This window comes from Kosakonia oryzae (assembly GCF_001658025.2).
Taxonomy (GTDB): domain Bacteria; phylum Pseudomonadota; class Gammaproteobacteria; order Enterobacterales; family Enterobacteriaceae; genus Kosakonia; species Kosakonia oryzae.
On record NZ_CP014007.2, the window covers coordinates 4,219,377 to 4,242,680 of the forward strand.

General features: G+C 55.3%; 27 protein-coding genes and 1 riboswitch. Of the genes, 11 read left to right on the forward strand and 16 right to left on the reverse strand.

Going from position 1 to position 23,304, the window contains the following annotated elements:
• From AWR26_RS20065 to AWR26_RS20085, 5 genes are all read right to left on the reverse strand, one after another.
• On the reverse strand, positions 1 to 780 hold the full coding sequence (locus AWR26_RS20065) for a heme ABC transporter ATP-binding protein (protein WP_064568261.1): 780 nt from the start codon (positions 778 to 780) through the stop codon (positions 1 to 3).
• Positions 773 to 1,768 carry a FecCD family ABC transporter permease gene (locus tag AWR26_RS20070; RefSeq protein ID WP_064568262.1) on the reverse strand — a complete coding sequence of 332 codons (996 nt, stop codon included), beginning with the start codon at positions 1,766 to 1,768 and terminating at the stop codon, positions 773 to 775. Before AWR26_RS20070 ends, AWR26_RS20065 begins: the two co-directional genes overlap by 8 nt.
• Complete coding sequence (locus AWR26_RS20075) at positions 1,768 to 2,586, reverse strand: heme/hemin ABC transporter substrate-binding protein (RefSeq protein WP_064568263.1); 819 nt, start codon at positions 2,584 to 2,586, stop codon at positions 1,768 to 1,770. Before AWR26_RS20075 ends, AWR26_RS20070 begins: the two co-directional genes overlap by 1 nt.
• Positions 2,583 to 3,635 carry a hemin-degrading factor gene (locus AWR26_RS20080; RefSeq protein WP_082934122.1) on the reverse strand — a complete coding sequence of 351 codons (1,053 nt, stop codon included), beginning with the start codon at positions 3,633 to 3,635 and terminating at the stop codon, positions 2,583 to 2,585. Before AWR26_RS20080 ends, AWR26_RS20075 begins: the two co-directional genes overlap by 4 nt.
• 75 nt (positions 3,636 to 3,710) lie before the next feature.
• Positions 3,711 to 6,083: a TonB-dependent receptor domain-containing protein gene (locus AWR26_RS20085; RefSeq protein ID WP_064568265.1), complete on the reverse strand. Its 2,373-nt coding sequence runs from the start codon at positions 6,081 to 6,083 to the stop codon at positions 3,711 to 3,713.
• Between the two features lie 227 nt (positions 6,084 to 6,310).
• Here AWR26_RS20085 and AWR26_RS20090 point away from each other — a divergent pair, with 227 nt between their 5' ends.
• The gene (locus tag AWR26_RS20090) at positions 6,311 to 6,595 is read left to right on the forward strand and encodes a SelT/SelW/SelH family protein (RefSeq protein ID WP_043954727.1); all 285 of its coding nucleotides are present in this window, start codon (positions 6,311 to 6,313) and stop codon (positions 6,593 to 6,595) included.
• Positions 6,596 to 7,013: 418 nt separating this feature from the next.
• On the opposite strand, the gene AWR26_RS20095 is transcribed toward AWR26_RS20090, so the two are convergent.
• From AWR26_RS20095 to AWR26_RS20105, 3 genes are all read right to left on the reverse strand, one after another.
• A complete protein-coding gene (locus tag AWR26_RS20095) occupies positions 7,014 to 7,220 on the reverse strand; it encodes a hypothetical protein (RefSeq protein ID WP_064568266.1) in 207 nt (68 codons plus the stop codon).
• Positions 7,221 to 7,591: 371 nt separating this feature from the next.
• A complete protein-coding gene (crcB, locus tag AWR26_RS20100; RefSeq protein WP_043954730.1) occupies positions 7,592 to 7,969 on the reverse strand; it encodes a fluoride efflux transporter CrcB in 378 nt (125 codons plus the stop codon).
• Between the two features lie 78 nt (positions 7,970 to 8,047).
• Positions 8,048 to 8,117, reverse strand: a riboswitch (Fluoride riboswitch).
• Positions 8,118 to 8,147: 30 nt separating this feature from the next.
• Entirely contained in the window at positions 8,148 to 8,315 is a 168-nt protein-coding gene (locus AWR26_RS20105) for a hypothetical protein (protein WP_167351153.1), read from the reverse strand.
• A gap of 222 nt (positions 8,316 to 8,537) precedes the next feature.
• On the opposite strand from AWR26_RS20105, the gene zinT reads away from it, so the two are divergent.
• Entirely contained in the window at positions 8,538 to 9,182 is a 645-nt protein-coding gene (gene zinT / locus AWR26_RS20110; RefSeq protein ID WP_064568267.1) for a metal-binding protein ZinT, read from the forward strand.
• Between the two features lie 23 nt (positions 9,183 to 9,205).
• Here zinT and AWR26_RS20115 read toward each other — a convergent pair whose 3' ends face one another.
• The gene (locus AWR26_RS20115; RefSeq protein ID WP_064568268.1) at positions 9,206 to 10,126 is read right to left on the reverse strand and encodes an aromatic alcohol reductase; all 921 of its coding nucleotides are present in this window, start codon (positions 10,124 to 10,126) and stop codon (positions 9,206 to 9,208) included.
• Positions 10,127 to 10,266: 140 nt separating this feature from the next.
• Between AWR26_RS20115 and AWR26_RS20120 the strand changes: the two genes are divergently transcribed.
• Complete coding sequence (locus tag AWR26_RS20120; protein WP_064568269.1) at positions 10,267 to 11,160, forward strand: LysR family transcriptional regulator; 894 nt, start codon at positions 10,267 to 10,269, stop codon at positions 11,158 to 11,160.
• A 25-nt stretch (positions 11,161 to 11,185) separates the two neighbouring features.
• Here AWR26_RS20120 and AWR26_RS20125 read toward each other — a convergent pair whose 3' ends face one another.
• Positions 11,186 to 11,827 carry an HD domain-containing protein gene (locus AWR26_RS20125; RefSeq protein ID WP_064568270.1) on the reverse strand — a complete coding sequence of 214 codons (642 nt, stop codon included), beginning with the start codon at positions 11,825 to 11,827 and terminating at the stop codon, positions 11,186 to 11,188.
• 117 nt (positions 11,828 to 11,944) lie between these two features.
• Here AWR26_RS20125 and AWR26_RS20130 point away from each other — a divergent pair, with 117 nt between their 5' ends.
• The 6 genes from AWR26_RS20130 to AWR26_RS20155 all read left to right on the forward strand — a co-directional run bounded on the left by AWR26_RS20130 (position 11,945) and on the right by AWR26_RS20155 (position 17,219).
• Positions 11,945 to 12,907 carry a GlxA family transcriptional regulator gene (locus tag AWR26_RS20130; RefSeq protein WP_064568271.1) on the forward strand — a complete coding sequence of 321 codons (963 nt, stop codon included), beginning with the start codon at positions 11,945 to 11,947 and terminating at the stop codon, positions 12,905 to 12,907.
• A gap of 119 nt (positions 12,908 to 13,026) precedes the next feature.
• Positions 13,027 to 13,842, forward strand: a complete 816-nt coding sequence (locus tag AWR26_RS20135; protein ID WP_064568272.1) for an SDR family NAD(P)-dependent oxidoreductase — start codon at positions 13,027 to 13,029, stop codon at positions 13,840 to 13,842.
• Positions 13,843 to 13,868: 26 nt separating this feature from the next.
• Complete coding sequence (locus AWR26_RS20140; protein ID WP_064568273.1) at positions 13,869 to 14,630, forward strand: SDR family oxidoreductase; 762 nt, start codon at positions 13,869 to 13,871, stop codon at positions 14,628 to 14,630.
• A 42-nt stretch (positions 14,631 to 14,672) separates the two neighbouring features.
• Positions 14,673 to 15,902, forward strand: a complete 1,230-nt coding sequence (locus AWR26_RS20145; RefSeq protein WP_064568274.1) for an MFS transporter — start codon at positions 14,673 to 14,675, stop codon at positions 15,900 to 15,902.
• On the forward strand, positions 15,884 to 16,819 hold the full coding sequence (locus AWR26_RS20150) for a GlxA family transcriptional regulator (RefSeq protein WP_064568275.1): 936 nt from the start codon (positions 15,884 to 15,886) through the stop codon (positions 16,817 to 16,819). Before AWR26_RS20145 ends, AWR26_RS20150 begins: the two co-directional genes overlap by 19 nt.
• 109 nt (positions 16,820 to 16,928) lie before the next feature.
• Positions 16,929 to 17,219 carry a putative quinol monooxygenase gene (locus AWR26_RS20155; protein WP_007373402.1) on the forward strand — a complete coding sequence of 97 codons (291 nt, stop codon included), beginning with the start codon at positions 16,929 to 16,931 and terminating at the stop codon, positions 17,217 to 17,219.
• A gap of 38 nt (positions 17,220 to 17,257) precedes the next feature.
• Here the strand turns inward: AWR26_RS20155 and AWR26_RS20160 are convergent, their stop codons facing one another.
• A complete protein-coding gene (locus AWR26_RS20160) occupies positions 17,258 to 17,893 on the reverse strand; it encodes a TetR/AcrR family transcriptional regulator (RefSeq protein ID WP_043954750.1) in 636 nt (211 codons plus the stop codon).
• Positions 17,894 to 18,143: 250 nt separating this feature from the next.
• Here AWR26_RS20160 and bhsA point away from each other — a divergent pair, with 250 nt between their 5' ends.
• Entirely contained in the window at positions 18,144 to 18,401 is a 258-nt protein-coding gene (gene bhsA / locus AWR26_RS20165) for a multiple stress resistance protein BhsA (RefSeq protein ID WP_043954751.1), read from the forward strand.
• A gap of 88 nt (positions 18,402 to 18,489) precedes the next feature.
• Positions 18,490 to 18,699, forward strand: coding sequence for a YdgH/BhsA/McbA family protein (locus tag AWR26_RS20170; protein ID WP_043954752.1), 210 nt, complete (start codon positions 18,490 to 18,492; stop codon positions 18,697 to 18,699).
• 45 nt (positions 18,700 to 18,744) lie between these two features.
• Here AWR26_RS20170 and AWR26_RS20175 read toward each other — a convergent pair whose 3' ends face one another.
• The 5 genes from AWR26_RS20175 to AWR26_RS20195 all read right to left on the reverse strand — a co-directional run bounded on the left by AWR26_RS20175 (position 18,745) and on the right by AWR26_RS20195 (position 23,267).
• Positions 18,745 to 19,713: a bifunctional helix-turn-helix transcriptional regulator/GNAT family N-acetyltransferase gene (locus tag AWR26_RS20175; RefSeq protein ID WP_064568276.1), complete on the reverse strand. Its 969-nt coding sequence runs from the start codon at positions 19,711 to 19,713 to the stop codon at positions 18,745 to 18,747.
• Positions 19,714 to 19,885: 172 nt separating this feature from the next.
• Positions 19,886 to 20,521, reverse strand: a complete 636-nt coding sequence (locus AWR26_RS20180) for a carbonic anhydrase (RefSeq protein ID WP_007373397.1) — start codon at positions 20,519 to 20,521, stop codon at positions 19,886 to 19,888.
• A gap of 116 nt (positions 20,522 to 20,637) precedes the next feature.
• Positions 20,638 to 21,597, reverse strand: coding sequence for a YbgA family protein (locus AWR26_RS20185; RefSeq protein ID WP_064568277.1), 960 nt, complete (start codon positions 21,595 to 21,597; stop codon positions 20,638 to 20,640).
• Positions 21,598 to 21,749: 152 nt separating this feature from the next.
• Positions 21,750 to 22,475 carry a MerR family transcriptional regulator gene (locus AWR26_RS20190; RefSeq protein ID WP_064568278.1) on the reverse strand — a complete coding sequence of 242 codons (726 nt, stop codon included), beginning with the start codon at positions 22,473 to 22,475 and terminating at the stop codon, positions 21,750 to 21,752.
• Positions 22,476 to 22,589: 114 nt separating this feature from the next.
• The gene (locus tag AWR26_RS20195) at positions 22,590 to 23,267 is read right to left on the reverse strand and encodes a hypothetical protein (protein ID WP_064568279.1); all 678 of its coding nucleotides are present in this window, start codon (positions 23,265 to 23,267) and stop codon (positions 22,590 to 22,592) included.
• Between the last annotated feature and the right edge of the window lie 37 nt (positions 23,268 to 23,304).

Sequence of the window (23,304 nt, forward strand, 5' to 3'; positions counted from 1 at the left end):
TTATGCGCAGAGAAAAACGTGCGGCGCATCGCCGCCTGGATGCGCACTTACCTGCACATCGGCACCGTACCACTGCGCAATCACCGGCGTCTGGATCACCTGCTGCGGCGAACCCTGCGCTACCAGCCTTCCCTTATGCAACAGCAGAATACGATCGGCCCACAGCGCCGCCAGATTCAGATCGTGCAGCACCACGCAGACGTGTAATTTGCCGCTGGCGGTGAGCTTTTTCAGCAGCCGCAGCAACTGTTGCTGATGGTAAAGATCCAGCGCCGACGTGGGTTCATCGAGAAACAGCCAGCCTTCCGGCGCGCTGTCGCGCCACAGTTGCGCCAGGCAGCGCGCCAGTTGCACGCGCTGCTGCTCGCCGCCGGAGAGCGTGGCATAGCGCCGATGCGCAAGCTCATCGCAGCCGGTCAGCATCAACACTTCATGCACAATCTCGGCTTCGCGCTGCGATCCCCACGGTGCGCGCCCCATCGCAACAATCGCCGCCACTGGCCAGTCAAACCGCAACTGCGTTTGTTGCAGCATCACTGCCCGACGGCGGGAGAGCGTCTCTGCTGGCCACTGAGCCAGTGCGCGCCCGGCCAGTTGACACGTGCCCGCATCGGCGGGCAGATAACCGGTCAGCAACCGCAGCAGCGTTGATTTTCCCGCGCCATTCGGACCAATGAGCGCCACCAGTTCACCGCCGTTCAGCGTTAACGACACATCATCGATCACCCAGCGCTGCCCGCGTTGCAGGCGCAAATGCGCGGCGGTTAAGGTGTTATCCATGCGCGGCTCCTCGTTGTCGAAAAATTAGCCATAAAAACCACGGTGCGCCGAGCAGGCTGGTAATCAGCCCTACCGGCATCTCTGCCGGCGCCACCAGCGTGCGGGCGGCGGTATCGGCAATCAGCAGCAGTATCGCCCCGGCCAGCAGCGAACCGGGCACCAGCGCGCGATGATCCGGCCCCAGCCACATGCGCATCAGGTGCGGCACCACCAGGCCGAGAAAACCGATGATCCCGCTGATAGCGACCGACGCTGCCACCAGCAGCGCGCTGCACAACAGCATCACCCGTTGCAGCGCCGGAACGTTGACGCCGAGATAGTGCGCCTCTTCATCGCCCAGTTGCAGCAGATTGAGTTGGCGGGCAACGCGCCACACCGCCAGCGAGGACGGCATAATCAGCGTGGCGGCGATGGTAAGCGTAGACCACTGCGCCTGGCCGAGGCTGCCCATTCCCCACTGCGAAAGCTGGCGAAGCTGGGCGTCATTACTCAACCAGGAGAGCACCCCGACAGCCGCGCCGCACAGGGCGTTAATGGCGATGCCGACCAGCAGCAAGCGCGACAGTGTGTTGTCGCGGGCTTTGCTGAGCAGGAAGATCACCACCATCACCGCCAGGCTACCGATAAAGGCCGCCACCATCGGTGCGTAGAGCGCCACCAGCGCAGGCACCGGCAGCGGCAATACCAGCCAGCAGGCCACCGCCAGCGCGCTGCCGCTGCTGATCCCCAGCAAACCCGGGTCGGCGAGCGGGTTGCGAAACAGCCCCTGCATCACGCAGCCGGAGAGCGCCAGCGCCGCGCCGACCACCAGCGCCAGCAAGACGCGCGGCAGGCGAATGGTCAGCCAGATTTGGCGCAGCGCCTCATCGCCCGCTTGCCACAGACTGGTGAGCGGCAGGTTCATGGCTCCCTGCGTGCTCGCCAGAAACGTCAGCCCAAGCAGCAGCAACAGCATGCCCCAGAGCGCGCGAGCAACGGCGCGGCTCATCAGGGTAATTGCTCCGCTTTTTTGCGCAGTTCCTGCAGCGCCTGCGGCGTGCGCAGACCAAAGCCGAGCAGCGCCATATCATCGACAATCAGCAACTGTTTATGCTGACCGGCGGGCGTTTGCGCCAGGCCTGGCAGCTTCCACAAGTTCGCTTCACCGCCCATGCTTTTCACGCCATCGGCGGAGATGACAATCAGATCCGGCTGACTCGCTATCACCCCTTCCTGCGAAAGAGCGCGATAGTGGGCAAAGCCCTGCATCGCATTCTGTAAACCTGCCGCGCGTATCGCGCCGTCTGCCGCCGTCTCCTGCCCGGCAACCATCGTGCCCATCCCGCCGTGGCTTAACAGAAACAGCACCCGCTTATTGAGCGCCGTTTTCGTCAGCGCGGCGATTTGCGCCGCTACGTTTTGCCGCAACTGTTCGCCTTCGGCGGTTTTACCGAGCGCGGCGGCAATCACCGCCACTTTGTTAGCAATGGCTGCAGGCGTATATCCGCCCGGAACCGGGATCACCTTGACGTTGTTCCCGGCGACGTTTTGCAACACCATTGACGGCTGCGCCTGTTCGCTGGCCAGCACGATGGTCGGGCGCAGCGACAGAATACCTTCGGCGTTAAGCTGGCGGATATAACCGACATCCGGCAGTTTGCTCGCCTCCGGCGGCCAGTTGCTGGTGGTGTCGCGCCCCACCAGTTGCGACTGCGCGCCCAGCCCGTAGACGATTTCGGTGACATCACCGCCGAGCGTCACCACTTTTTCCGCAGCGGCGCTCGCCAGTAGCGGCAGCGCCGCCAGCAGCATCAGTAACTTTTTCATGCGGTTTGTCCTTCGTTGCACAGCGCATCAATTTGCCCGCGCCACTGGCTCTGTTCCGGCTGCCCTTCACTGCGCTGGCCGTAAAGCTGCGCGATTTGCGTGCCATCGGCGGCGAACAGTTCAAGGCTGGTGACATGCCCCTCGGCGGTTGGTTTACGGGTGACCCAGCTTTCGGCGATCCCTCTCTCAAGTAGATGCAGCGTGAAATGTTCGTTGAAGATGTTGATCCAGCCTTTCATCGGCGTCAGCTTCTCCAGCGCGCCGGTGAAGATCTGCACACAGCCACGGTTGCCAACGAAAATCATGATTTCATTGCCTTGCTGTAACACTGTCTCCAGCAGGCGCGGCAGTGCGTCGTTGCTAACCTGGCAGGCCAGATCGTCGCCCACCAGGCGAAACGCCTGCTGGCGCGAGAGGTTATGTTTTTTCAGCAGGCCGAAGAACTGATGCACATCAGTCATCGCCCGCCATGCCTGATCCAGCGCAACGCCATCGGCGCTTTCAGCGTGCGGTTCGGCAACCGCTTTGCTAATTGCGAACGGCAGATCGGCGGGGGCCGCAAAACGGGTCACCACCTCGTTCCACGCCGCCATATCGGTCTGTGCGGTAACGTAGACTTTCAGCACTGCATCGCCCTGCTGGTCGAAGAACTGAATGCTGCGACGTTCGCCGCGCGGGCTTTGCTCACGCAGGCTAAAGGCGCTGGCCCACTTATTCATAAACAGGCGCAAATCGAGTGCGCGCGGGTTGAGCACCAGCCCGGCATGTTCGCCGATATGCAGGTTGGTGAAACGGCCAATCTGTTCATGCACCGCATACTCATTGCGGCAGATGCATTTGGTGTCACCGACGAGTTCCAGTGCGGCGAGAAGCCCGCGCATATCGTCGTTCAGGCGCACAGCATCATGCCCGACGCGTGATTGAGTTAATTCGGCTTCGCTGATCGCCATCGCGGTGGCGATATCGCGGGCGTACTTAGCAGGCTCCTGCGTTTTAATTGTCTGATATTGCTGCCAAATTGCGAGAAAATCGTTTGACGAAACAGGCATAGCATTCGCTTCCTTTATCATGTTAAAAACCCCGGCAGCGATACCGGGGGATGAAGACCTGGACCGCATGCGCGATCAGAAATCAACGTTGACGCCCAGTTGCCAGGTACGGCCCGGCATGACGGCCAGCGCTTTGTCGTAGGCATCCTGATTGGTGGACTCCTCAAGAGTGCGGCTGCTCAGGTAATCCCAGTATTTACGGTCGGTGATGTTGTAAACGCCGCCGTTGATCTTCACGTGTTTCGCCACTTGCCAGTAAGCCGTCCAGTCCAGCAGGCCGTAACCCGGCACGCGCATATACTCGGTGCTGGAGTCGCCGATCGAAGAGCCGGTGTTGGTGTAAGACTCGCGGCTGGTGGCAGTGGCGCGTTTCCCCTTCACAAAGGTGGCTGTCAGCGCAGTGCCGTAGCGTTTCGCCGGATCGTCCCAGGCGACGCCCGCGATCGCTTTCATCGGCGCGACGCTGTCGAGATCGATGTATTTGTCGCCCATATAGCTGGATTTCGCTTTCCCTTCGGTGTAACCGTAAGCCAGCGTGGCGCTCAGGCCATCGACCTGCTCAAACCAGGTGCCAAAGTTAAATTTCGCGCTGATTTCACCGCCGTAGATAAAGGCCTTATCACGGTTTTCCGCCTGATAAGTGGTGTAGATGTTCGACGGAACGTTAGTGAATTTATCCGGGTTATTGGCACGCGTATAACGGGTATACGCGATAAAGTTTTTATAGCTGTTGTAGAACAGCGCGGTATGCAACGTAACGCCTTCGGTGACCTCCCCTTTCATACCCCATTCGAGGTTATTACTGGTTTCGGTTTTCAGATCGGTATTGCCGATCAGCGCATACTGCTGGCGACCCGCATAGCTGGAACCCAGGTTCCAGGAGCCGTAAAGCTGGCTGGCATTCGGGAACTCTGCACCGCGCTTGTATTGCAGGTAGGTCATCAGGCGCGGCGTGATGTCGTACTGGAAGGTTAACGACGGCAACAGTTGGGTGTCGGAATTTTTCCCGTACAGAGTAGAAACTTCGGACTCATCCAGCGCGGTGCTGTTGGTGGTCAGGCTGGAGAGGTTCTCCGGCTTGATGGATTGATGAACGACGCGCGCGCCAGGAATAATGGCGAAATGGTGGCCATCTGCATCGAAGTTAATTTGATCCTGCACGAATGCGCCCAGCGTGTAACTTTTGCTGTCCGCTTCCGGCTGCATGATTTCGCTGTAGATACTCGGCACCGGCGACTGGTTAAACGGACGTTTGGTTTTGGTGGTGCTGGCATTAAAACCGGCGCTCAGATCGTGGCGGCCAAGGGTTTTCGCCAGCGCATTCTGTATGCCCCAGGTATCGGTATCGTAATTGGAGTACACCGTTTCCATGGTGGCGGTGGTGCTGTCCGGCATGTAAGTGCGGTCATGCGCTTCGGTGTGCTGGTAATAAACTTTGCTGGACATGCTGTCCAGCCAGTCGTTCATTGGCGTCCAGTCATCTTTCAGGCTGACGCCCCAGCGGCGGGTCTGGCTGGTTTGCTGCGCATCGCCGAGGATGGTGCTGCCGCTGCTGTTCCATGAGTCGTAATGGGTGTGATTGGTTTTGTGGTAGTAATCCAGCGTGCCGGTCAGTTTATGCTCATCGTTGGGCTGCCAGATACCGGAGGCCATCATCGCATCGGAGTGCCAGTTCGCCGGGTACGCATCGATGGAGCCACTGTTGTTGCGGGTTTGCTGACCATCGCGGCGGCTATAAACAAAGATACCGCGCAGGGTTTCATCCCCTGCCGCGCCGGTCACGCCGTTGTGCCAGCTACGGTCGGCAGAATCATAATCGCTCTGGTAGCCAAAGTAGCTATTTTTGCCCGGGCGCAGATAGTCGTCCGGTGATTTCGGGCGGAAGGAGACGTTGCCGCCAATCGAGGTGTTCGCTTGATCGGTAGGCGTCGCGCCGGACTGAATATCCACATTGCCGTACATGTACGGATCGATATAGTCACGGCCAATGCCGAAGGTGTTCAGGCCCGCGCGGCTGACGTAGCTGCGGCCGGTTGCATCCGGCTGCGGAATGCCATCAACATCGATTCCCACGCGGTTACTTTCCAGGCCGCGAATGTTGTAACCGGTGTAGCCGCCACGGTCAAAACCGCTTTTGCCGTTACCAGAACCGCCGCTTGCGCCGGTCGCGCTGATCAGCGGTTCGTAACGCATGATTGAGCCGAAATCATTCGCGCCTTTGTTCTGTAAATCCTGTGCGCTAACGGAATGGCTGCTTCCCGCTTTCAGCACCGGTGCGGGCGCCGTAACGACCAACTGTTCGGCCGTATCCTGTTTCGCATTCGTTGCGGTAGTCGTCGAGGTATCGGTATCCGCTGCCAGCGCGGTGTTCTGATACAGGGCTGCGAGTAATGAAGTCACCAGCACGCGCTTCCTGAAGCGACGCGGAGAAAGTTGCGATTTACACATAATGTTTTGTAAGCCTTAGCATTTATTAGTATCAGGCTCACGTCTTACTTCCAGTCGTTCCACGAAACGAGAATAGGTCAGGACAAAAAGCAGGTTATCGTTATGTTATGAGCTTAGATATTAATGATAATGATTATCACTTGCAATGAGTTCATAAACTTCTCACCTTTGTGTCCGCACTTTGCATACACTTTGCTGTCTGATTCGCCTTTTGGAGGGACGAGAAAATGAACAAACCGGCGATTACGTTACATTATTGCTCGCAGTGTAACTGGATGCTGCGCGCCAGCTGGATGGCGCAAGAACTGCTGCATACGTTCAATACCGATCTTGGCTCGGTGCGCCTGATCCCCGGCACCGGCGGCATTTTTGTGATTGATATCGATGGCACAGTCATCTGGGATCGCAAGCAGGAAGGCGGTTTTCCCGATGCTGCAGAGTTAAAACGCCGCGTGCGCGACTACTGCTTCCCGGAAAAACCGCTTGGGCACGTAGAGAAAAAAAGCGATTAAGCGCGTACGGAAGGTAGCAGGCTGCGTAGGCAGCAATTGATGCGCATCGCGGTTAGCAGGTAAAAAAAAGCCGTCCACAAGGACGGCTGCAAGTGCGACACCAGGGTTTCAAACGTCGGAATGGATGAAATATGATCAGATTATCAATAACTTCAATGTACTAATGATGAAAATATTCATTCACAAAGATCTTTTATTTTCATTACAACTCCCTGTTTTATAGGGGTACTCTGATCATAGTTTTACAATTTGTTAGCACGCTCATTGTTAGTAACGAAGATGCATTTGCATGCCTTCAGACACAGAGCGGATTTCCTGGGTCTGAGGGTTTTTTTTCGGATTTTTCATCCAATATGGGCAGTACAATGAGAGCTCTCTACGCTGCCAATAAATTTATTTTTACACGCAGCAATGGAAATTATTGCTTGCTATTTTCGGCAGGTGGTTTGCGGTTCGCCAGAATTGAAATAAAATATTTCTGATATGCTGAAAACTCAAAATTAATCATGTCAGTTGCATCAAAATTAATAATTTTCACATACGTATAGCGCTCAATCATTTCAGGGCCTGAAGTCTCACCTCTGAAAAAATCGTGCATTCCATAACTCTCTTGTTCTTTGCCCATCAACCACTCCGGACTCACATGTAAATGGCGAAAAACCTGGTCTGCGAACCATTCTGGCTTACCGTTTCCTGGTACGCAAAATAAAACAAAAAAGCACAAATCTAATATTTCCCGCTATCAGATTTTTCCATCAACTGATATTACCAAAGCGCTTGTTCTTATTAATTATTACGGGCTATAGGGTGTGTATCCGTTGCGTTAACGTTCCTAATTCTGCTTATTTAGTATCATTAGTCAATACTCACTCATGATGCTATTTAAAAATTCAGAAAAAACATCTTCACAAGATTAAAATAAAAGCGTTGCCAATAGTCCTGTAATTTTTATGGTTAAAGAGCGGGGGAAGATATTTCCTCCCCCTGCGCACAGGCTCAATACAGAGCGTTAATCAGCGTAAAACCCAGCGCCGTCATCAACAACGATCCCAGCACGTGCACCAGCACGGAGGTCATTGCCCACAGATAATTTCCCGTTTGCAACTGCGCAAAAATCTCCAGCGAAAAGGTTGAAAATGTTGTCATGCCGCCGCACAGACCGGTGGTGATCAGCAATCGCCAGGTGGGATCGAGATGCGGCTGACGCGTAAAGAACGCCAGCGCGCCGCCAATGATCATGCCACCCAGCAAGTTAACCAGCAGCGTACCCGGCGGCAGATTGGGAAAAAGCGCATTTAAACGCACAGAGAGCAGCCAGCGGATAACACAGCCTGCGGAACCACCCACAATGACGGCAAATAAAGACTTCAGCATGTTTTACCTCATCAATACATCATGTTGAGGCATGCGGGAGGGACAAAAGAAAAACGCCCGACATGCCTCCATTTAAGAGTCATATCAGGCGTCATCAGCTTCTCCAGGAAGCGGTTGGGTAAGGTGGAACGCCATCACCTTCTGGCGCATTGTTAATGATTTTGCCCATGGAGGCAAGTTACAGTAAGCCTAAGTGCTCAACCAGAATTGAACTGCCAATCCCCATCAGCCCCACGCCGCCGGGCACTTCCGCCCATCGTTGTAACACCGTGCTCTTGCCAATGGCAGCGGCGACGGACTCCATCGACATACCAAAGGCCAGAATCGTCATTGCATAGAAACTCATTGCTCACCCTTTAAAACCGCTTCAACAGAGAGGAAAACACGGCGCTGCGCAAAGAGTGGCAATAGTGCCATAGCAACGGCGAAAATAAAAAATCACTTATTTATTAAATATATACAAATGACGCCATGTTTTATAACCGAAGCGAAGTTGCATGCATTGATGATTTCCAATATTGTTATATTATAACATTTCATTACATAATAAATCATCAGGGAGCGCAGTATGATCATGAAGAAATCCGCCTTTGTTCTGGGTATGGGCGTATTACTGAGTAGCACACAGAGCATGGCGCACGATCATCACCACGGAAAACCGCTGACAGAGGTGGAACGCAAAGCCAGCGAAGGCATTATTGACGATAAAGATGTCAAGGATCGCTCACTGTCGGACTGGGACGGGATCTGGCAATCGCTGAACCCCTATCTGCTGAACGGCGATCTCGATCCGGTGCTGGAGAAAAAAGCGCAGCACGGCGACAAAACGTTGGAGGAGTACCGCGCTTACTACAAAAAAGGCTATGCGACCAACATCGACACCATCGGCATTGAAAACAATGTGATTGAGTTTCACACCGGCAAAACGGTCACCCACTGCCGCTATGACTATGCCGGTTATAAAATTCTGACCTACACCTCCGGCAAGAAAGGTGTGCGCTATCTGTTTGAATGTAAAGACGCGCAGTCGAAAGCACCGAAATTTGTGCAGTTCAGCGACCACATTATTGCGCCGCGCCAGTCGCTGCATTTCCATATTTTTATGGGCAACGAATCCCAGCAAGCGCTGCTGAAAGAGATGGATAATTGGCCGACCTTCTATCCATACAATTTGAACAAAGCGCAGATCGTTGACGAAATGCTGCACCATTGATGCCTGCGGGTGATTCAGCCTGTTTACGCCAGATGTTCCTGCAACCAGCCTTTAACGTCCTGCGTCGCGAGTTGATGCCGGGCGTTCCAGGTCTGCTCCATCGGCCACCAGACCCCTTCACCGCGGGCGAAAGCGATGCGATAGCGGCACATTTGATCCTCCGGTTGCAAGCGTAAGGCATCCGTTAACGCGGGCAGCGTATAGACGCCTCTTTTAAATGCCTGCCCGGTTACGGCTTCAACGGTATCCGCAAGTGCGGCATACGAGAGCGTTTCCCCGGCAATCAGCACCACCTCATTCACAATGCGCGGTTGATGCAGATAGATAGCGGTAGTCAGCCGACCAATATCGGCAGGCGAAGTTACCGTTACCCGCGTCTCCCATCCGCCCAGCGCATTTATCGTTTTTTGCTCCAGATTCACCACATCGAATGCCGGTTCAAACAGGAAACTGGTAAACATACCGGTCGATACGATCACCCATTCGGTGCCGGTTTGCGCCCGCAGCAGTTCCCGGACATCATACTGCTCGTCCCACACCGGCTGGCCGCTCCCTTTCCCCACCACGTCGTAATCCACACCAAACTGCCATGGAAAATAGCGGCGCACACCAGCGGCCAGCACCGCGCGAGTAATGTTAAGCTGCGTACCCGCTCCGGCAACAAAACCCATGCAGTTGATCACCGTATCAAACTGCGCCAGCAGCGGGATGAGCGACTCAACTGTACTGGTCACAATATCAACAGCGATAAATCTCGCACCGCGATCGACCCATTTTTGATGTGCCGCCGATCGCAAATGGCCGTGTTCATCCCATGCGCCTGGCGAAACCACAACCGTGACGCTGCCCTGCGCCTGCGTTACGGCAGGCACCAGCGCATTCAGCACCGCCGCACCGAGTTGTCCCGCTCCAAGCACCAATACGTTTTCGCTCTGTATAGTCATTTTGCCTCCTCATTCAATCAGGCAGCGCTTTACTGCACTGCACAAAAGATTACGGCGAAGGCATGATTTCGATAAGGTACAAAATTCAGGTTAGACTGTTCGTAAAAATGGGATAATCGCAAACAGGTGGAGGGGGAAAAGTGGATAAACTGGAATCGATGCGCGTCTATGTACAGGTAGTGGAAACGCGCAGTTTTGCCCGCACCGCAGAAGCGCTCGGCCTGCCGCGATCCACCGTCTCGCGGGTCATTAAAGAGCTGGAAAATGGGCTGGGCTTGCAGCTTTTACAACGCACCACGCGCAAACTCAGCGTGACGACGGAAGGAAGCCGCTACTACGAGGCGTGCAAAAGGATACTGGATGATATCACCGCGCTGGAATCCTCCTTTCCCGGCGCTCACGGCCAGCCCGCAGGTCGTCTGAAAATCGGCATGCCGCAATCGCTGGCGCGACACTGCATTCTGCCCCGGCTGGCTGAATTTTTGCACCGCTACCCGCAACTGGCGGTGACGCTGTGCTCCAGCGATAACATTGAGGATGTGATCCAGGAAGGATACGACTGCGTGATTCGTACCGGCAGAGTGGAGGATTCCACCACGCTGGTGGCACGGCCGCTGGCGAAGTTTAGCTGGGTGGTGCTGGCCTCCCCGCAGTACATCGCGCAATATGGCCATCCCGCTGATTTACAGGCGTTACGCCAGCATAAAGCCGTGGGTTATCTGAATCACCGTACCGGGCGCACCACCGACTGGCTGCTGAGCCACGCAGGCGACGATCATGAAATCCGTCTCAGCGAGACGCTGATCGTTGACGATACAGATGCCTATATTCAGGCCGGGATACAGGGGTTGGGGCTGATTCGCGTCGCCAGTTATCTGGCGCAACCCTGGCTGGCAAGCGGAGCGCTGGTGCGCTGTATGGAGGACTATGCCTTTGACTTGCCCCTGTCGCTGGTTTACCCGCAAAGCCGCTATTTACCGCCCTCAGTGCGGGCGTTTTATGACTGGAGCAAAGCGGTGCTCAATCCGCAATAAACCGGGCTCTCGCCCGGCGGTTCGCTCAGCCTTTCCACGGCGACTGGCGGATGATGCTACAAAAATTCAGCGGCGCAAAATGCGGATCTTTATCGGCTAACACATCGGCTTTGACGTTGCCAAATGTGGTCGCAGGCCGGTGTTTAATGCCGTCATAAAACGCCTGGATAATCTCCTCCTTAAAACGGGCCGGGCGCGGATATTGACCGACCACAGCTTCACGTTCCGCTTCGTCAAAACTCTCGTAGCCAATGCCCAGCACATCCATTTCCACACCGGCGGTGACCAGCGCAATCTCCGGTGCCATAAATTCCGGAATACCCGGCGTGGTGTGCAGTGCAATGGCCGTCCACACCTTGTCCATATCCTGTTGCGTCACGCCATAGCGCTGCATAAATTCGCGTGCCGCGTTAGCACCGTCCACCTCGAAACGCTTATCGCAACTGCAATGCTCATGCGTTAACCCCATGTCGTGAAACATACAACCGACATAGAGTAATTCGTGGTCAACCTTGATATCGCGCTGCCTGCCCGCTAATGCCGCCCAGTAGTAAACGCGGCTGGAGTGGTTAAACAGCAGGTCTGATTCGGTATCGCGAACCAGGGCGGTGGCGTCGCGTGCCATCTGACTATCAGGGATGCGAATACCTTGGATGTTGAAGCTCATGTTCTCTCTCCGACTGGAATGTGTGTGGGCCATTCTAGAAGAGAAAAGCTGTGTCTATAATAGTACAAAACAGGCAATATCGGACATAACGTCATCCACAGACTTCAGAGGTGAAAGATGCTGCATACCATCGTCATACTGGCTATTCCAGGCGTGCAATTGCTGGATGTCGCCGGGCCTTTTGATGCGTTTGCCGAAGCCAACCGCCTGCTGCATCGCCAGGTTTACCAGCCGGTATTGATGTCGCTGGAAGGAAAGCACCTTCACTCCTCTTCCGGCGTGGCGCTGAATGCGAATGCCAGGCTGACTGATTTTTCACCGCCAGAAAATGTGTCTTTTCTGATTGCGGGTGCGCCGGACATCGACGCGCGTGCGCTGACGGAACGGCAAATCGCCGCCGTTACTGCCCTTTGCCGCCAGAGCGTGCGCTATGGTTCGGTCTGTACCGGCGCGCTGCTGCTGGCGCAAACCGGGCTACTGCACCAGCGACAAGTGGCGACGCACTGGTCAGTCGCGGAGCAACTCGCCAGCCGCTATCCGGACATCGCGGTTGATGCGGATGCGCTGTACGTCGCGGATGGGCCGGTCAGAACGGCGGCGGGTGTCACCTCCGGCATGGATCTGGCGCTGCGTTTTATCGAAGAAGATCTCGGTCGCGACGTCGCCCAGGATGTGGCGGCCAATCTGGTGATGTTTTTTCGTCGTCCCGCTGGGCAGGGGCATTTTGTGCGTAAGCAGCAGATCTCCGTTGGCGGGCGTTCTGCATTGCAGGATTTACAGCGCTGGACATTACAGCACCTGGCGCAGGTAAAGAATGTCACGCAGATGGCGGAGCATATTCATCTCAGCGAGCGTCATCTCAATCGTCTGTTTCAGCAGGAGATGGCAAAGAGTACCGGCGAGTGGCTGGAAGAAGCGCGGATTGCACAAGCGCGGGAACTGCTGGCAAACGGCCTGGCGATTAAAACGGTTGCCGGGCGCTGCGGCTACAGCAGCGGTGATGTCCTGCGCCGGGCATTTATTAAAGTCACCGGTTTAACCCCCACGGTGTACCGCAAACTCTATGGCAGCCGCCTGTAGCGAAACGCATGCAGGGATATTTGCCAATGTCCTGAATTAGCACTATCAACGTCATTTACGACACTCCTGACTCACTTATGATGCTTCCATCGCATCCATTGTTGAACCGGGAGTCTGCTATGAACATCGCTACACAACATCACAAAGGCACTGCCGTTATTACCGGCGCATCAACCGGTATCGGCGCAATTTACGCCAACCGTCTGGCCCGTATGGGTTACGACCTGATTATCGTTGCCCGCAACCATAATCGCCTGAACCAGATGGCCAGCCACATTACCGCAGATACATCGCGTAATGTGGAGGCGATCGCCGCTGACCTTAACGATCCGCAACAGCTCCGCGCGCTGGAAACCCGGCTGAGCGAAGACGCCAGCATCACACTGCTGGTCAATAACGCTGGCGTCGGCACGCATACGCCGCTGCTGGCAAGCGAAATCGATCGCATGGAAGCAATGATTAACCTGAACGTCACCGCCCTCACCCGCCTCACTTACGCGGTGGTGCCCGGCTTCGTCGCCCGTGGCACAGGCGCGGTTATCAACATCTCATCCATCGTCGCCATCGCCCCCGAAGTGCTGAACGGCGTATACGGCGGGACAAAAGCCTTTGTGCTGGCGTTTAGTCAGTCACTGCATCACGAACTGGCCGATAAAGGCATTCAGGTGCAGGCCGTACTGCCTGGCGCAACGGCGACGCCATTCTGGGACAACGGCGGCCTGCCGCTGGAACAACTCGACAAAACCATTGTTATGAGCGCTACGGACATGGTGGATGCGGCGCTGGTGGGCTTTCTGCAGGGCGAGCTGGTGACCATTCCTTCCCTGCATAACGACGCCGACTGGCAGGCGCTGGAACAGCATCGCCGGGCGCTGATGCCGCAACTCTCCACAAACGTACCGGCAGAGCGCTATCGCGCAACCGTCACCCACTAACCGTTAACAGAACAGAGAATGAGATCATGAAACTGACAGGCAATACGATTTTTATTACCGGCGGCACCTCTGGTATTGGCCGCGCGATGGCTGAAAAATTCCACCAGCTTGGCAACCAGGTGATCATTTCCGGACGGCGCCAGGCGCTGCTGGATAGCGTCACCGCCGCTAATCCCGGCATGGGCGCAGTCGTGCTGGATGTAACCCGCGCGGAGAGTATCAACGCCGCAGCAAAAGAGGTGTTATTACGCTATCCGGCGCTGAACGTGGTGATCAACAACGCAGGCATTATGCCGTTTGATAACGCCGCCGGTGAGCTGGATGACCAGATGGCCGTCACGCTGCTTAACACTAATCTGCTGGGGCCAGTGCGCGTCAGCGCCGCGTTTATCGAACATCTGAAACAGCAGCCGGATGCGGTGCTGATCAATAACAGTTCGATTCTGGCGTTCCTGCCGCTGGCGGCGAATGCACTCTACTCAGCAACGAAGGCGGCCATTCACTCCTACACCCTGTCGCAGCGTTTCCTGCTGCGCGACAGTAGCGTCAAAGTGATTGAAATTTCGCCACCGTGGGTAGATACCGACCTGATTTATAAAAGCGGTGATCCGCGCGCGATGCCGTTGCAGGACTTTATTCAGCAGACCTTCGACAAACTGGGCACCGATACCATTGAAGCGATTGTGGACAGCGTACTGCCCGCGCGCGACAACCCCGGTGCGAATGAGCATGCGATGGTTAACGCGTTCAACCAGTCCCTCGTCGATAACCCCATTCCTGTTGCATAACCGATGACGGGGCAGCCCGCTGCCCCTTTGCTGGAGTTGATAATGCAGAACCCAATCCCCCCTTCGCAAAGACGCGCCCTGTGGGCGCTGAGCCTGGCCTATTTTGTTCAGGCGACAGGCGCACTGTCGGTTGCCGGCAGCCTGGCCGCAGTCTCCCATGAATGGGGATTAAGTGACGGGCAAAGCGCCCGCCTGCTCTCCATTTTTGGTTTAACCTTCGCGCTGGCCGCTCCGCTGGCGCAGATCTTTTTCGGTCACCTGATGCGTAAATATCAGGTACTGGCCGGGATGCTGGTGTTTGGCCTCGGCGCGCTTCTCTTTGCGATGGCAGCAGATTACCCGATGCTCATCGCTTCGCGCATTGTGATGGGGCTTGGCGCTTCGCTGATTGGCCCGGTACTGGTGGCGCTCGGCGCGGAGTTAGTGGCGCAGCACGATCGCGGCACTGCTATCGCCATGATATTGCTTGGCGTCTCGATGGCGAGCATGGTGGGGATCCCGCTGGCCGCCTGGATTGCAACGACATGGGGTGCGCGTGAACTGTTTGCGCTGGTCGCCTTGTTCAGCCTGCTTACGGCACTGGCGGTGTGGTTAAGCGTGCCAAACATCGTTAAAGGCGCGGATATCCGCTTTCGCCAGTTGGTCGCTGTGCTGGCGGAGGGGAAATCGTTGGCGGCGTTCCTGGTGGTATTTTTTATCACCTCCGGCGTCTACGACATGTACGCGTTTATCTCTCCGCTGATTCGCGATAACTGGCACGGTACAGCCACCAGCGTTTCTGTTGCCTTAGCGGTGATTGGCGTCGCCGGGATTTTTGGCAACCTGTTTGTTGGTCGCGCAGCGCGTCGCTACAGCGCCGAGCGTTTACTGGTGGTGGGCATCACGCTGCTAATTGTGGATATGCTGGCGATAATGATCCTGCCCGCAAACCTAATGCTGCTTTATCTGCTGCTGGTACTGTGGGCTTTCTCTACAGATCTGCTGTGGCCGTCCCAGCAGCGGCGAGTGGTGGAAATCGCCACGGCCGAAACGCGCGGGATTTCGCTGGCGTTAACCAGCGCCTTTATGTTCTGCGGTATCGGTTTTGGCTCGGCCGTCGCGTCGTGGATCTATCCGCTGTGGGGTTTTTATGGTGTGATGCTCAGCGCTGTTCTGTTCTTATTGCTGGCGTTAATCAGCCTGCTGATTTCGGAGCGATTACGCGTTCGCTGCCTGACGCTCCAGCCCGCAGCCTGCGATATTAGGGAGTCGCGATGCACAAAATTGGCTTAATCATTGCCGACCATTTCCAGATGCTGGCGATCTCCACGCTGACCGTGTTTGAGTTTGCCAACATGGCCACCGGCAAAGACTTTTACCAGCCGGTGGTCTACTCCGAATTTGGCGGTACGGTGCGCTCATCGTCGGGCATTGGCGTGGATTCACTGCCGCTTTCGGATGACACCCAGGTGGATAGCTGGCTGGTGGCAGGCGTACTGACACCGGTTGAAGAACCGGCATCGGCTGGCATCGTCCATTTTCTGCAAACCACCGCGCTCCAGGCACGCCGCATTGCCGGAGTCTGCACCGGTGCCTTTGTGCTGGCGCAGGCCGGATTACTGGATAAAAAACGCGCGACCACGCACTGGGCGCACGCCCGCAGTTTGTTGCAGTTGCATCCCGACATTCAGCTTGAAGATGATCGCATTTTTATCATTGATGACCGCATCTGGACCTCCGCAGGCATGACCGCCGGGCTGGATATGGCGCTCGGCATGGTGGAAAAAGATCTGGGTGCGGAGATCGCCCGCGCGGTGGCGCACAATCTGGTGATGAACCAGCGGCGATCCGGCGGGCAAACGCAGCATTCGGAGATGCTGGCGCTGGCACCGCGCTCCGATCGTCTGCAAAGCGCGCTCGAATACGCCCGCAGCAATCTGAGCAAAGCGCTGACAGTGGAACTGCTGGCCGATGCCGTCCATCTGAGCGCCCGTCAGCTTAGTCGCCTGTTTCGCCAGGAGACAGGGAAATCACCAGCGAAGGCGATTGAGGGATTACGTCTGGAAGCTGCGCGGCTGATGATTGAGCAAAGCCGTTTGTCGCTGGACGCCATCGCCCGCGAATCGGGTTTTCGCGATCGCCGCCATATGCGGGAAGTCTTTATTCGCGGCTATGGCATTCCGCCGCAGTCGTTGCGTACCGGGCGCTGAGCCCGATTTTCTCTTTGTGGGTGAAAGTGCTGTCGCCCGAAAGGGGATTATTTGTTCGCACAGGCGGCGTAGACTGAACGCAGTGTTATACGCTTAAAGGAGCAGAAAAATGCAGGAAAAAATCACCATTGTCGCCACCATTACCGCCCATGCAGGCGCGCGCGACAAAGTAGCCCAGGCGCTGAAAACCGTGGAACGGGACGTTCAGGGCGAGCCGGGATGTGAGCAGTACCAGTTACATGTCAACAGCAAAAACGATCATCAGTTCGTGATGATTGAGCGCTGGCAATCGGCGCAAATGCTGGCGCAGCATGAACAGGCCGCGCCGTTCAAAGCACTGGTTAGCGCCATTGACGGCTTAGCCGATTTGCAGGTCACAACGCTGACCGCCGTCGCCTGACGACCAAACCCAGGCATTCTGGCCTGGGTTTCTTGTCTTCACGCTTTCACCAGCTCCGGCCATAAGCGCAGTGTGGTGTCGATAATCTCCATCAGCTTTTCCCGCGTCGCGCCTTCCCGCGCGCTGACCGCCATCCCCTGCACAATACACATTAAGAAATGCGCAATAACCGGCAGATCGCTGTGTGGCGGGATCTCACCGCGCAACTGACGCTGCTGCAAAAATGTCAGCAGGGTCTGTTCCTGCGAGGCATGCTTTTCCCGGATCGTCTCGACGATAGGCGCAGCCGACGATGACACCGTGGCAGAGGTGTTGATCAAAAAGCAGCCCGCTGGCGTGTCGCTTTGGGTAAAACAGCCGACGACGGCGGTGAAATAATCCCGCAACGCCTGGGTTACGCTCTTCTCGTCACAAAACAGCGTCGCCTGGTGTTTCGCAATAAAGCGCGCCATATAGCGGTCGAGAACCGCCATGAATAACCCTTCCTTATTGGTGAACTCCGCATACAGCGTTGGCGCTTTCGCGCCGGTGGCTTCCGCCAGCTCGGCCAGCGATGTGGCTTCATAGCCGTGCTGCCAGAACAGCATCATCGCTTTGTCCATCATCTCCGCTCTGTCGAAGACTTTCGGTCGTCCACGACTTTTTTTCGTCCCGCATGTGACATCGGTTGTCATGATTCCTCCCTTGTCCACATGGATTTAATTACTAATCATTATAAAAACATTGCAAGGGTGATGACCAGCGAAGATTTTTTAAAAAATTTCACCGCATAATAAATTGAATAATAAAGAATTTATATTTATTTTAATGATCACTATAAAAATAGTATTGACGAGTGATGCAGATCACACTTATGATTTACCTATCGATCGTTAAGTTAATACTTACGACGCCCAAACAAACCATTTTAGAAAGGTAAATCACATGAAAAGCATTCAGTCCCTGATCGCCGTTGCAGTCCTCAGCTCCCTCTCTTTCGCCAGCATGGCTGCAGTAGAAGTTCAGTCTTCTCCGGCTGGCCAGCAAAAAGTGGGCGTGATTTCCGCCAATGCCGGTACCAACCTCTCTTCGCTGGAAAGTGAACTGGCGCAGAAAGCCGATGAAATGGGCGCGAAATCGTTCCGTATCACCTCAGTGACCGGCCCGAACACCCTGCACGGCACCGCGGTTATTTACAAATAAGGCGTTGGCTTGTCACCAGCCACAACAGAAGATTTTTAGATTCGGGCAATAACGCCCAACACGAATGAGAAATTTAAGGAATAACACCATGAAAACTTTCAATACTATCGCTATCGCTGCTGCACTTTCTGCTCTCTCTTTTGGCGCTTTTGCACAGACCATTACAGCAACCGGCAGCACGCTGGATGATGCAGAATCTGTGATTGCCGCCCAGGCGCAGAAAGAAGGTGCGTCTTACAAAATTATTGAAGCCAATACCAATAACAACGTACACATGACAGCCGAACTGACTAAATAAGTTTGTTGCGATGTACTGTGTGAGAGGCGCCTTCGGGCGCTTTTTTTATGCCCGCGAAGGCGAACCCGCATGGCTGTAACGGGTGAATTGTTGCTCAAGCATCGGGCGTCCCCACTGATCGCCCTGCCACTCTTTGCTGAGTGTAAAGCCACAGGATTCATACAGACGGCGGGCCGCATGCAATCCGCTGAATGTCCAGAGCTGTACCGCGCCGAACTGTTGCTCGTCGCAAAATGCTATCGCGCGAGCCAGTAGTTCTCGCCCGACGCCGCTGCCCCGGCACTCCTCATCAAGAATAAACCAGCGCAGATGTGCCTCATTATTTCCCAGATCGTCCCCGTCAATAGCCACCGATCCCACAATGCGCCCGTGGCGAACGGCGAGCCAGATGCCGTTACGCGGATTGTCCAGCCGCCCGGCAAACTCCGCCAGCCCGGCCGCGACTTTTGCTTCAAAAAAATAACCAAAATCATAGTGCTGCGAATAATAGCTGGCATGCATTTCGCTGATCCGGCCAATCATCCCCGGCAGATAACCGCTGACAATTTCCGGCCTTGCACCGCCCAGTTGCGCTGCCCCGTTGCGGCAACTTTCCAGCGCAAAGGCGTAAGCGGATAAGCCACGGGCAACCGCTTCACGTTGCGCCTCGCTCAGATGCTCCATCGCCTCACGCACGCGCATCGCACCATAGCGGTTAATACGGGCAACGCTCTCTTTCCCTTTTGCAGTCAATTGCAGTGACTTAAAGCGTGCATCGTCAGTGGACTGCACTTCCTGTAACTCTCCCGCTTTAATCAGCCTCGCCAGCATGCGGCTGACGCTGGATTTTTCCAGCCCCAAAATGTTGACCAGTTGCGCGGCGGTGATGGCGCCGTGATGTTCAACTTCCAGCAAGGTATGCACGGCGGAGGGCGAGTAATCCGTGGCGGCAAGCGTCGTATTCATAAAGCCGAGTTCACGAACCATCAGCCGGGAGGCGACACGAATGTCATTAATCAGGTTGGGCGCTGTCATCATGTTTCCGCGTGCAGGATAATTAGTTGTACTATACAACCATCTACTGCACATCCTGTCAATGCAACCGACTGATGCTCACCGGAAAGCGCTGACGCCGCGCATAAAAAAAGGCTGCCAGGCAGCCTTTACGCATTAAACGGGGCTGATGTTTCAGCCACGCGATAAGGTTTTATTCAAAATACACCGTCGGATTTTCGGCCAACGAAACGTATTTCTTGCTGTTTTTATCCAGCGTACGGATTTCGCCGCTTTCAATATCGTAAACCCACCCGTGCAAACGCAGCGCGTTGTCACGAAGCCCGACGGCCACAGAAGGATGCGTTTTGATATTGTTCAGTTGCGCAATCACGTTCTCTTCGACCATCGCATTGACTTTGTCGGTCTCGTTTTCGAAAGTTCTCTTCTCAACAACGGCTCTTGCGGCATCTGAATAGTGCAACCAGTGGGCCACCGCAGGCATCGGCTCCAGGCTTTGCGCGGTAGCGATCGCTTTCATCGCGCCGCAGTTGGAGTGACCACAAATCACAATATCCGTCACGCCCAGCGCCACAACCGCATATTCGATTGTCGCGGATACACCGCCCGGCTCCGGCCCGAACGACGGCACGATATTACCGGCATTGCGGATAACGAAAAGCTGGCCCGGCTCCTGTTGCGTTACCAGTTCCGGCACCAGACGGCTGTCTGAGCAGGAAATAAACAGGGCTTTCGGGTTCTGGCTGGAGGCCAGGCTACGGAAAAGCTCTTTACGTTGTGGGAAAATTTCTTTCTGGAAGCTGAGGAAGCCTTCAATGATATGTTGCATAGCACGTTCTCTTTTTTTCGGTATTCATTTCGGTTTGAGAAAAACCTCACGCCAAAAGTCCCGCATCTTGACGCAAATTGCAATAGTTCTCTGTCTGCATCTCTTTTTACGTCCCGTCAGTTCACGGCGAGCCGCAGGCCAAGATTGGCGGGATAAGGCGCGAAATAGCTCTGTGTTTGCAGGTAACTGTCTGGATATTCCGCCAGATAGTGTTGCAGCAATGTTAATGGCGCAAGCAGCGGCAATAACCCAAGCCGGTAGTTGGTGATCACCGACAACAGTTCGGCACGCTGCCGACTGGTGAGGTGCCGGGTAAAATAGCCCTGAATATGCATCAGCACGTTGGTGTGATTCTTGCGCGAAGCGACATGCTTAAGGATCGCCATAAACTGCTCGCGATAAGCGACAAAGAAAGCATCCAGATCCTTCCACTCGCCGAGCCGGGCAACAAAGGGGCCGATTTTGCGGTAACCCGCCTGGTGATGAGCCAGCAACTGAAGCTTGTAGCGGCTGTGAAACGCCAGCAGATTGCTGCGGGTTAACCCCTCTTCACGTAGCGCATTCAGCTCATGCAGCGCGAAAATCCGCGCGACAAAGTTTTCGCACAGCAGCGGATCGTGCAAGCGCCCGTCCTCTTCTACCGGCAGCCACGGGTATTTTTTCAGCAGCGCCGCGGTAAACAGCCCAATGCCCGCTTTACGCCCGCGATGACCCTGCTCGTCATACAGCCGTACGCGTTCCATTCCGCAACTGGGCGATTTAGCGCAGACAATAAAGCCGGATACATTACTGACGGAAGGCAGAAACCGTTCGGCGAAAGCCGCCATTTTGTCCGTCACATCTTCCTGCGGATCGTGGCTAAAACGCATGCGGGTGTCGCCATCGGTGGTCTGGATCAGGCGCAGCGCCGGGCGAGGAACCGGCAGACCAATGGCCATCTCCGGGCAGACAGGCTTAAACGTGACCCACTGCGCCAGTTCATCCATGACAAACCCCATGCGTTTATGTCCCCCGTCGAAACGCACTGCGGAGCCCGTCAGACATCCGCTAATCCCAATTGTGGGTTGATGGTTCATAAATGCCCCCTGCGCTTAACGGGTATAGAAAGACCTACCTTAAAAGTTACACAACAGAGGATGTTTGTCTAAGTTTTAAAAATAAATTTTGTTAATGAATAAGTATTACAAATAGTTATGGTTCCGCAAAAATTAAGCTCACGGGAACGTTTTTAAAGGGTAATAACCTCGAGGGAGGCAACCTGCTGCCACTGCATAATCTGTTTTTTACGCGCGGCGGTCAGCTTTCCGCTGGTTACCAGCAGCCATTTGCGCTGTGGGAAGATCTCTGGCGCCAGCATTGCCGGAGGAGACGGAAGAATATCAATACGTTGTCCCTGCCCGGTGCGCAGTAACGCTTCAAGCCAGATTTCACAGGGATCGTTAAGATGCCAGCCGGTGAGCAGATAGTTTTCGCCGGGCGCTTTTTTATCCCCTTCCAGACAAAACGCCGTATAGGAAATAATGATGCCATCGAGAATTTCCCGCAGGGTCATCATCGCCGCAACATTGGCCGACACCTGGCCGCGCAGCGGGCGCAACACTTCGCGCACCAGCTCACCCCTTGGATATTCACGGCCTGAATTATAAATGAGCTGACGCAGGGATTCGATTTTGCCCTCTTTCAGATGCTGGAGCATCGTCTGCTGAAGTGTCAGCCAGTTGTTCGCGTGACGGCTACCCGGACGCGCCAGCAGTGGCTTCACCTGGCTGACAGGCACCCCTTTTTTTACCCAGTCGAGTATTTTAAGCGCCTGCTGCACATCGTCATCATTGTACAACCTGTGCCCGCCTTCCGTGCGCAGCGGCTTGAGCAGACCATAACGGCGCTGCCATGCACGCAGCGTCGTGGCGGGGATCCCGCAAAGCCTGGCAAACTCGCCGATCGAGTAGGACATGGGTTGCACCTGATGAAAGAGGATAACGTCTAATATATCACGGATATTTTCCTGTTGAATTAGGCACCTGCACATTAGCCGGAGCACCGTAATGACTTCCGGGTTGCTATCGGGCTAATCCAAAGGATAGCACTGCGTCCAGTTGTAGTTGATGCGGGCCAGTTTCAGACTGCCAGCGACGTCACCATAATCACGCCCTTGCCGGGCGAGGAAGAATTCCCGTAGCGTCTGCGGTAAGTATGTTGCGCCGTAACGTAACAGTGTGCTGTGCCAAAATAATGGCGGCAAAGATAACGCCGGGTGCCTGGCAAGCAATTCGTCCCGCCATGCTGAATGCAAAACCTGCTGGCAAAAAGCCTGGCGCATCGCCATCGCCTGTTCATCAGCGATCCCCGCAAGCAATAGCTGGCCGGGTAATGCCACCAGCCGTAATGCGTTTATCTTAATTGTCTGAGCGTGATAGTGCTTCCAACACATTGTTAAGTGCCGGATCTTTTCCGGCAACGGTTCCCCCGGTTCGTAGAGCGGTACTGTCAGGGGTAAAAAGGTGAAATGGAATCCTTCTGCGGGCAGGATATCCGCTAACGGATCGCGCCCGGCAAGTTGCTGTAAATCATCGAGCAACGCGCGAATCTGCGCAGGCATCTCAGGCTGGATCCCGGCGGCCAGCGCAAGCCTGCGCGGGTCGTAATACGCGCCGCGTGGCTCGCCAATATCCTGGGTTACTTGCCACTGCGCGAGCGTTTGTTGGTTTGTCGAAGAGTAGAGAGCTTCCAGTTCGCGGTTCATCATCTGGCATCCCGTCAGTATAAAAATAATGCCAGTACAC